At 65.5% G+C, this 5,755-nt stretch carries 5 protein-coding genes; all 5 read left to right on the top strand.

Annotated features, from left to right (window positions below; all coding sequences use genetic code 11):
* Positions 1–246 precede the first annotated feature (246 nt).
* Positions 247–1,653 carry a hypothetical protein gene (locus tag IVB32_RS35705; RefSeq protein WP_085385855.1) on the top strand — a complete coding sequence of 469 codons (1,407 nt, stop codon included), beginning with the start codon at positions 247–249 and terminating at the stop codon, positions 1,651–1,653.
* Positions 1,654–1,836: 183 nt separating this feature from the next.
* The gene (locus IVB32_RS35700) at positions 1,837–2,037 is read left to right on the top strand and encodes a hypothetical protein (protein ID WP_007608336.1); all 201 of its coding nucleotides are present in this window, start codon (positions 1,837–1,839) and stop codon (positions 2,035–2,037) included.
* 70 nt (positions 2,038–2,107) lie between these two features.
* Positions 2,108–2,755 (top strand): hypothetical protein, encoded by a 648-nt coding sequence (locus IVB32_RS35695; protein ID WP_085352311.1) that lies wholly within the window; start codon positions 2,108–2,110, stop codon positions 2,753–2,755.
* A 1,026-nt stretch (positions 2,756–3,781) separates the two neighbouring features.
* Positions 3,782–4,777, top strand: coding sequence for a nitronate monooxygenase family protein (locus IVB32_RS35690; RefSeq protein ID WP_018458568.1), 996 nt, complete (start codon positions 3,782–3,784; stop codon positions 4,775–4,777).
* Positions 4,778–4,802: 25 nt separating this feature from the next.
* The coding region (locus tag IVB32_RS35685; RefSeq protein WP_247412889.1) for a zinc-binding dehydrogenase at positions 4,803–5,755 on the top strand (953 nt) is incomplete at its 3' end.

Raw genomic sequence — 5,755 nt, 5'->3', positions numbered from 1 at the left:
CCCCCCCATCCACGTTCTGTTGGCGCGGAGGCGCGTGGATGCCTGGGACAAGCCCGGGCATGACCAGCGCCCTGAACGTCTGCCCCCAACACGGGAAACGCGCCTCTCCCCCTCCACCGATCGGCTGACGCATTCAGCCGTGGATCGTGAGGCCGGACCTATCCAGCAAGCTCCCGCCGCCCTTGATCTCGGTTCCGCTCTCCAATAGCAATTATGGCGATAATGTGCCGGCGTGAGGAAGTCACGATGTGGCTGTTTTTCCTGGTTGCCTGGTTTGTTCTGCTCACTGCCATCGCGATCTTCGCCCAGCAGGCGCTCGGTTACGATGTCGGCCACCTGCCTGCCTGGTTCGGAGGCCTGCCCGTCCCGCAGCGTGTTGCGACCGGCGCGATCCTGGCCTTGGCGTTGGCACTGATCGGCGCCTCCGCCTGGCGGCTCTCGCGCCAGGACCGGCGCCTCGACACATTGCGCGACCGCCTCAAGAAGACCCGCGAGGACGTGGTCGTCGCCCACGCCCTGCAGAACCACCTCGACGCCACCGTCCAGCACCTGATCGAGAGCGATCCCCGGGAGGCCGTTTCCGCCCTGCACGACAAGCTGGGCGAGACCGAGCAGCGCGCCCTGCTGCAGCGGGGCCGCAACGAATCCACCGACATGCACGACCAGCTCGCCGAAATCCGCCGCCGCCAGCAGGAATTGCGCGATATGGTCGGCAAGATCGCCGAGCAGCGCCGCGCGGTCGAGCCGGTTTTCACTGAGATCCGCGACCGCCAGAACCAGCTCGAACGCTCGCTGCACGACCTCGAGACCGACGACCGCAAGAACAACCTCGCCGACCGGCTCAAGGACATCGCGGGCGACGTATCGACGCTGCTGTCCCGGGTCGGCGCGGTCCAGGACACCTTTGCGACCCTGAACCAGTACAAGGACGATCTAGCGAAGTCCCACGCTGAGCTGGTGCCGCTGCGCGCGTCGGACGCTGGCCTCAATGCGTTGATCGGCGAGCTGAGCCTCAGCCATGAGCGCCTCGCCAAGAGCGTCGACGAGCTCGAAACCGGCGGCGAAGCACCGCTCGGCGCCCGCGTCGAGACGCTGTCGAAGAACAAGATCGAGATCGAGCAGCGCCTGGCCCGCATCGACGACAGCTTCCACATCCTGAAAGGCATCGGGCTCGACTTCGAAGAGCTCGGCGAGCGCCGGGCCCAGCTCGAACGCTCGCTCGCCCGTGTCGAGATCGACGCCGAGGGCAAGACGCTTGCCGACCGCCAGAATGCGTTGAACGATTTTGTTCTCCAGTCGCGCCAGCGCCTCGGTGCGTTACAGGAAACGCTGGCGACGCTGAACGCCTTCAAGACAGAGCTGTCGAAGTCGCAGGCTGACCTCGTCCCGCTGAAGGCGCCCGTGTTCGGAATCGAGGCCATGATCGCGGACGTCGGCACGACGCACGACCTCCTCGCCAAAACCGTCGGCGAGATCGAGGCAAACGGCGACGTCACCCTCGCCTCGCGCGTCGACGCGCTGACCAAGAGCAAACGCGAGGTCGAAGACCGCCTCGCCCGCATCTTCGACAGTTTCAACGCGCTCGACGGTTTGCGAAAAGACATCGGCGGCATCTTCTCGACGATCAGGAACAGCCTGAACCGGATCGGGTGAGGCCGAGTCGCGTAGGCTGGGCAGAGCGCGCCGAAACATCCAGACACATCACATCTCCGCGCGGCCGGCAGATGCCGCCAACATGTCGCGCCGATGCCGCACTGTGGACGCATTCGGCCGCCCTTCTGTGAGGCGTGTCTGGGGGCACGGCGGTGCCGTGTTTGGACCAAACCTTCTAGGGGTATGACTGTGAAGAAGATTGTATTTGTCGTGGGTGCTACGCTTGCTCTGGTAACGGTCGCGAATGCCGCGGATCTGCCGCGCCGGCAGCCCGTTCCCGTCTATTCGGAGCAGGCGCCGATCGGCAAGATGCCGATTGGCAAGAGCCCGGTTGGAAAGGCCCCGATCGGCAAGGCGCCCGGCCCCGTCGCAGCGCGCTACTGACGCGTTAGCGAAATACCCGCAGAAGCAAGCGTAGACTCTGCGTGAGTGGCCGACAGTCGAGGGGCACAGCGTGACGAACAAACCTGATCGATCGGGACCCTGCATCCTTGCGGGATTCGCGCTCGCGGCCATGCTCGCGTGTACGACACCTTCGGCCTCGGCCCACGAAGCGAACAAGCGCGTTGCTGACGCAAACGCGCTTGCCACGACCGACACCGTATCACGGCCGGCGCCATCGACCCGGCGCCCGGTCGCGCGCGCGGAAAAAGGTCCGTACTACGTCGATTTCCGCGCCCGCACGGCGGCGAGCTGGGGCCACGCCTTCGTCTGGTACGGCAAGACCAGCGAGCGCGCCGTCGAAGTGGCAGGGCTCACGCCCGCCGGCGACACCTGGGCCTATGTGCTTGGTCACCTCACCTGGGTGCCGGCGGAGACCGGCGCGAGCTACGGCGATCTCGACCCGGAGTATCTGACCGCGAACTACCGCGTATATCTGAACGAAGCCGACGCCAAGCGCGTGTTTGCCTATATCAAGAAATTGCAGGCGAGCTCGCCGGTCTGGAACGCCGAGACCACCAATTGCACCGGCTTCATCGGCGACATCGCCGAGTACATGGGATTGAAGGTCCCCTACCGCTGGCAGCGCCCCGAAAACTTCGTCAACAGCCTCAAGGAAATGAACGGCGGCCGCCAGATGGTGCGGCTGTCGACGGAATAGCCCGGCAGGGTTCGCCCGTCGGGCAAAACAGCCGCACAAATTTCGCGCGCCGCCTGTCAATCCCCGTCTGCCAAAATATTCCACTTTACCGAAATTCGGATTTGGCGCACCTACGACACACCCTGACCCGGGACAAGGGGCGGATCGCGATCGTCACGGACCGCGGGTGGGGCAGCGATGGACGCGACGGCGTCGGGCGCGGCGAGCCTTGCAGGGCGGGAAACCGTGAGCACAGGCTTTCGCGCCTACGACACGGCGCCGACAGCGTCTTCGCATGGCTTCGGGTGCGAGCACACGCCAGCTCCCGAAGACCCAGCGAGGACGTGCGCGGACGGCGAAGTCGTGTGGTCCTGACGCCCGGGGTCTGTGCGTCAAGTCCTGTGGTGATGCGTGCTGCCCGACCGGGCGCTTGCATCAGCCATCTGCGGGGCGACGGGGGCAATAGTGCATCGCTCCCCGGGGAGAGCACGAAGTAAGCCGTAAACCACCGCGCAGGGAAGGCCGGGCGATTGGCTGACCTGTGGTCCACCCCGTGTGCATTCTTCTGGCGCACGGACTTGCGGGTGCCAGCCGGCGCCCGGCCTTCCCTGCGCCCTTGTCACGACGAGGGCGATGCGATCAGGCAAAGCTCGGGCGAAATGCGCCGCGAGGATGCGAAGATGCGTCTGCTGTTTGCAAGTCGGATCGAGATTGATCGGAAGATTGTGCGTCCGTGCCCCGGACGCAGCGCAGCATCCCCCGGCAGAGCGAAGCATCGTCCGGTTCGACGGTGCGCTGCAGAGCCGGCGCCCATCTTTCAGAGCGCTCGCTGGGCATGGGTCGCGGCTCTGCGCGGCAACGCGAAGAGGCGTTGCAGCGCGTCCGGGACACGAGCCCGCGTCAATTATCCGCCTCACGGAATCCCCCACTCCCCGCATGATCGCCCCGCCTCCACCGCACGCCCTCGCAATAGACTTTTCCCGACCCGGGCGGCATCCTGCCGGCATCGACCGATAAAAGAGCGCCACGCAAGCGGGGAAACAGATCATGCTGCAGACACGGTTCACCAAGCTCGTCGGAGTCGAGCACCCGATCGTCCAGGGCGGCATGCAGTGGGTCGGGCGCGCCGAGCTGGTCGCCGCCGTCGCCAATGCCGGCGCGCTCGGCTTCATCACGGCGCTGACCCAGCCGACACCGGAGGACCTCAGGAAGGAGATCGCCCGCTGCCGCGATCTCACCGACAAGCCGTTTGGCGTCAACCTCACCATCCTGCCCGCAATCAAGCCGCCGCCTTATGCCGAATATCGCGCCGCCATCATCGAGAGCGGCATCAAGGTGGTCGAAACCGCCGGCAACAAGCCGCAGGAGCATGTCGACGAGTTCAAGAAGCACGGCGTCAAGGTCGTGCACAAATGCACTAGCGTCCGTCACGGGCTCTCGGCCGAGCGCATGGGCGTCGACGCCATCTCGATCGACGGGTTCGAATGCGCCGGCCATCCCGGCGAGGACGACACCCCCGGCCTGATCCTAATCCCGGCCGCCGCCAACAAGATCAAGATCCCGATGATCGCCTCCGGCGGCTTTGCCGACGCCCGCGGCCTCGTCGCCGCACTGGCGCTCGGCGCCGAAGGCATCAACATGGGCACCCGCTTCATGGCGACCAAAGAGAGCCCCATTCATCAGCTCATCAAGGAGAAGATCGTGGCCAATGACGAGCGCGAAACCGAGCTGATCTTCCGCACCATGCGCAACACCTCCCGCGTCGCCAGGAACGAGATCTCGACCAAGGTCGTAGCGATGGAGAAGGAAGGCGCCAAGTTCGAGGACATCCGCGAACTCGTCGCGGGCGCCCGCGGCAAGATGGTCTACGCGACCGGCAACTCGGACGAAGGCATCTGGTCGGCGGGCCAGGTCCAGGGCCTGATCCAGGACATCCCGACCTGCGCGGAACTGATCTCCCGCATCGTGCGCGAAGCGGAGGCCATCATCCGCAGCCGGCTCGAAGGCATGATCGTTCATCCGACAGCGCAGGCTGCTGAATAATCACTGCAAGAAGCGAGAGCAATTCATGAAGGCTTATGTCTACGGCCCTGGTGGCGCTACGATTTCCGACGTCGCTCAACCAAAGCCTGAAGGCACGCAGGTGCTGGTCCGGGTCCGCGCCTGTGGCCTCAATCGCGCCGACACCGGCATGCGCAAGGGCCACGCCCATGGCGCGGCCGGCGGCGCCGGCACCGTGCTCGGCATGGAATGGGCCGGCGAGGTCGCCGCGCTCGGACCGGATGCCAAGGGCCTCAAGGTCGGCGACCGCATCATGGGCTCGGGCGGCGCGGCGTTTGCCGAATACACGCTGGCCGATCACGGCCGGCTTTTCCACGCGCCCTCGAACATGAACTTCGAGGAAGCCGCCACCCTGCCCGTCGCACTCGCGACCATGCACAACGCCGTCGTCACCATCGGCGGCGTGCAGCCCGGGCAAGCCGTGCTGATCCAGGGCGCAAGCTCCGGCGTCGGCCTGATGGCGATGCAGATTGCGAAGCTCAAGGGCGCCAGGCTCGTGATCGGCTCCTCGACCGATGCTTATCGCCGCAGCCGGCTGAAGGAGTATGGCGCCGATCTTGCGGTCGACTCCTCTGACCCCTCATGGGTCGACGAGGTGCTGAAGGCGACGAACGGCGAAGGTGTCGACCTCATCGTCGACCAGGTCTCGGGCAAGGTCGCGAACCAGAACCTCGCGGCGACCAAGGTCAAGGGTTGCATCGTCAATGTCGGCCGGCTCGGCGGCACCCATGCCGATTTCAACTTCGACCTGCACGCGGCCCGCCGCATCGATTATGTCGGCGTCACCTTCCGCACCCGCACCGTCGCGGAGGTCCGTGAGATTTTTGAGGAGGTCCGCAAGGACATCTGGGGCGCCGTCGAGTCGCGAAAGCTGCAGCTGCCGATCGACAAGGTGTTTGCCTTCGACGACATCGACAAGGCCTTCGAGCACATGGAGGCCAACAAGCACCTGGGGAAGAT

Origin of the sequence: Bradyrhizobium sp. 23 (assembly GCF_023073295.1) — a bacterium.
Lineage (GTDB): Bacteria > Pseudomonadota > Alphaproteobacteria > Rhizobiales > Xanthobacteraceae > Bradyrhizobium > Bradyrhizobium canariense_D.
This window is presented reverse-complemented; position numbering and strand designations above follow the sequence as displayed.

What these genes read in the sequence shown, in the direction of transcription:
- IVB32_RS35690 (WP_018458568.1), top strand. Translation starts at nt 3,782, where the DNA reads ATGCTGCAGACACGGTTCACCAAGCTCGTCGGAGTCGAGCACCCGATC.
- IVB32_RS35705 (WP_085385855.1), top strand. Translation starts at nt 247, where the DNA reads ATGTGGCTGTTTTTCCTGGTTGCCTGGTTTGTTCTGCTCACTGCCATC.
- IVB32_RS35700 (WP_007608336.1), top strand. Translation starts at nt 1,837, where the DNA reads ATGACTGTGAAGAAGATTGTATTTGTCGTGGGTGCTACGCTTGCTCTG.